Here is a 2,714-nt window from a genome sequence, read left to right as displayed (position 1 = left end):
ACAACACGCTGTCGGTGCTGCAGCAAAGCTTCATCATGCGCCGCAATGGCGTGAAGGTGGAATTGTTCGACAATCTCAGATCGACCTTCGTCTCCAAGAAGGCGACGTAGGGACGCCGGGAAAACTCCACGGACTTGAATCCGTCATTGCGAGCGAAGCGAAGCAATCCATCCCGCTACGGAGAAATGGATTGCTTCGTCGCTTCGCTCCTCGCAATGGCGGGGTGAAAGCCTTCGCATGATCGCCACCACCAGCACCGACCTGATCGAAGCCGGACGAAAGCTGTTCGCCGGCGACTGGCGGTTCGTGTGGGCTTCGCCGTCGATCGAGACGCTGCCGCCGATGGCGTCGCTCGAGGTCGCCTTTGCCGGCCGCTCCAATGTCGGCAAATCCTCGCTGATCAATGCGCTGACCGGCCGCAACGCGCTGGCGCGGACCTCGCATACGCCCGGCCGGACCCAGGAACTGATCTTCTTCGAAGGCCCCGACAAGGCCGGCATCCGGCTGGTCGACATGCCCGGCTATGGCTATGCCGCCGCACCAAAGGCCAAAGTCGCCTCCTGGACCGCGCTGATCCTGCAATTCCTGCAGGGCCGCACGACGCTGGCCCGGGTCTATGTGCTGATCGACGCGCGGCACGGACTGAAGGACGTCGATCTCGACGTGCTGAAGACCCTCGACAAGGCGGCGGTGAGCTACCAGGTCGTGCTCACCAAGACGGACCAGGTCAAGCCGGCCGAGCTTGAGGCGAGGATCGCCGAGACCGTCGCGGCGCTGGCCAAACATCCGGCGGCCTTCCCGGAGGTTCTGGCGACATCGTCGCGCGAGGGCACCGGCATGCCGGAGCTGCGGGCTGCGATGGTGCGGCTGCTGGAGGAGCGCGGCCGATGACGGCCATGGTTCGCATCCTGGTCATCCTTGCCGGCATCATGGGCGCCGATGGCGTCATGCTCGCGGCGGCGGCGGCGCATCTGGAGCACGCGTCACAGCTCGAATCGGCATCGTCAATGCTGCTGTTTCACGCGTCCGCCGTGCTCGGCACGGCCTTGCTGGTCGAGCGCGGTATCATTCACGGGCGGATTGGTGCCACAGCCGCGTTCGGCTTCGTGGTCGCAGCAAGCCTGTTTGCCGGCGATCTCGCCTTGCGCCAGTTCGCCGGCCACCGCCTGTTTCCGTTCGCAGCCCCAACCGGCGGCACGCTTTTGATCGCAAGCTGGCTCGTGCTCGCGCTGTCGGCGGCATGGCCGCGACGCGGCTGACCGGCCCGCATCCACTTCCAGGCGCGCAAAAGCGCCTGTGACACGATCACGCATGCTTTGCGCCGTGCCAGCCAATCGGATAGAACGCGCCGACCCCGGGAAATCACGAGATCCGCTTCATGACCGACGCGACCGACATCAGCCCGCTCGATCAGGCCCGCATCCTGTCCGAAGCGCTGCCGCATATGCAGCAATATGACGACGAGACCATCGTCATCAAATATGGCGGCCACGCCATGGGCGCGGAAGACATGGCGAAAGCCTTTGCGCGTGATATCGTGCTGCTCGAGCAGACCGCGATCAATCCCGTCGTCGTGCATGGCGGCGGACCGCAGATCGCCACCATGCTGAAGCGGCTCGGCATTCACTCCGAATTCGCGGCCGGCCTGCGCATTACGGACGCTGCGACCATCGAGATCGTCGAGATGGTGCTGGCCGGCTCGATCAACAAGCAGCTGGTCGGCTACATCAACGAGGCCGGCGGCAAGGCGGTCGGCCTCTGCGGCAAGGACGGCAACATGGTGACGGCGTCGAAGGCGACGCGCACCATGGTCGATCCGGATTCGCATATCGAGAAGGTGGTCGATCTCGGCTTCGTCGGCGAGCCGGAAAAGGTCGATCTGACGCTGTTGAATCAGTTGATCGGCTATGAGCTGATCCCGGTGCTGGCGCCGCTCGCGACGTCGAAGACCGGACAGACCTTCAATGTCAACGCCGACACCTTTGCCGGCGCAGTCGCCGGCGCGCTGAAGGCCAAACGGCTGCTGCTGTTGACCGATGTGTCCGGGGTGCTCGACAAGTCGAGGAAACTGATTTCCGAGCTGTCGGTGAGGGACGCGCGCAAACTGATCGCGGACGGCACCATTTCCGGCGGCATGATCCCCAAGGTCGAAACCTGCATCTACGCGCTCGAGCAGGGGGTCGAGGGCGTCGTCATCATCGATGGCAAGATGCAGCACGCGGTTCTGCTCGAATTGTTCACCAACCAGGGCACCGGCACGCTGATCCACAAGTGATGATGCAGGCGGCGACGCAAAAAAAGGTCGTCACGGCCGGATTCGTTCCGGCCATGCGGATCTTTTCGCCGCCGCGCGAGCCCATCGGGCTGACGCCCTCTTTCCGAGCGCGCCCAAGAAGATCATCAAGGCGATCATCATCGATCTGGAGCCGGACCCTGATGGCGCTTCCCGCGGCACTGATCTCGCTGTGCGCGTCCTCCGAACCGGCGCTCGCAGACCTGAAACTCTGCAACCGCATGAGCTATGTGGTCGAGGCCGCGATCGGCATCGACGACAAAGCCGCCAGCGCGACGCGCGGCTGGTTCCGGATCGATCCAGCCGCCTGCCGCGTCGTGCTGCAAGGGCCGCTCAGCGCCGACCGCATCCTCTTGAATGCGCGCGCGCTCGGCGTCTACGGCGCCTCGCCGCTGCCGCAGAACGGCAGCGATACGCTGTG

4 protein-coding genes are annotated in these 2,714 nt (G+C 64.5%); all 4 read left to right on the top strand.

Features of this window, described 5'->3' with window-relative positions; translation table 11 throughout:
- Positions 1-237: 237 nt before the first annotated feature.
- Positions 238-891: a ribosome biogenesis GTP-binding protein YihA/YsxC gene (gene yihA, locus WCB02_RS36530; protein ID WP_423966541.1), complete on the top strand. Its 654-nt coding sequence runs from the start codon at positions 238-240 to the stop codon at positions 889-891.
- Complete coding sequence (locus WCB02_RS36525; protein ID WP_423966539.1) at positions 888-1,259, top strand: DUF423 domain-containing protein; 372 nt, start codon at positions 888-890, stop codon at positions 1,257-1,259. The genes yihA and WCB02_RS36525 overlap by 4 nt, the downstream gene beginning before the upstream one ends.
- Before the next feature lie 119 nt (positions 1,260-1,378).
- On the top strand, positions 1,379-2,275 hold the full coding sequence (argB, locus tag WCB02_RS36520) for an acetylglutamate kinase (protein WP_423966537.1): 897 nt from the start codon (positions 1,379-1,381) through the stop codon (positions 2,273-2,275).
- Between the two features lie 161 nt (positions 2,276-2,436).
- Positions 2,437-2,714: DUF1036 domain-containing protein (locus tag WCB02_RS36515; RefSeq protein WP_423966535.1), on the top strand; the 278-nt coding region annotated here is incomplete at its 3' end.

Source organism: Bradyrhizobium sp. (genome assembly GCF_049581145.1).
In the GTDB taxonomy this organism is placed as follows: Bacteria; Pseudomonadota; Alphaproteobacteria; order Rhizobiales; family Xanthobacteraceae; genus Bradyrhizobium.
Note: the sequence above shows the minus strand (reverse complement) of the source record. Positions and strands in the feature narration are given on the sequence as shown.

What these genes read in the sequence shown, in the direction of transcription:
- yihA (WP_423966541.1), top strand. Translation starts at nt 238, where the DNA reads ATGATCGCCACCACCAGCACCGACCTGATCGAAGCCGGACGAAAGCTG.
- WCB02_RS36525 (WP_423966539.1), top strand. Translation starts at nt 888, where the DNA reads ATGACGGCCATGGTTCGCATCCTGGTCATCCTTGCCGGCATCATGGGC.
- argB (WP_423966537.1), top strand. Translation starts at nt 1,379, where the DNA reads ATGACCGACGCGACCGACATCAGCCCGCTCGATCAGGCCCGCATCCTG.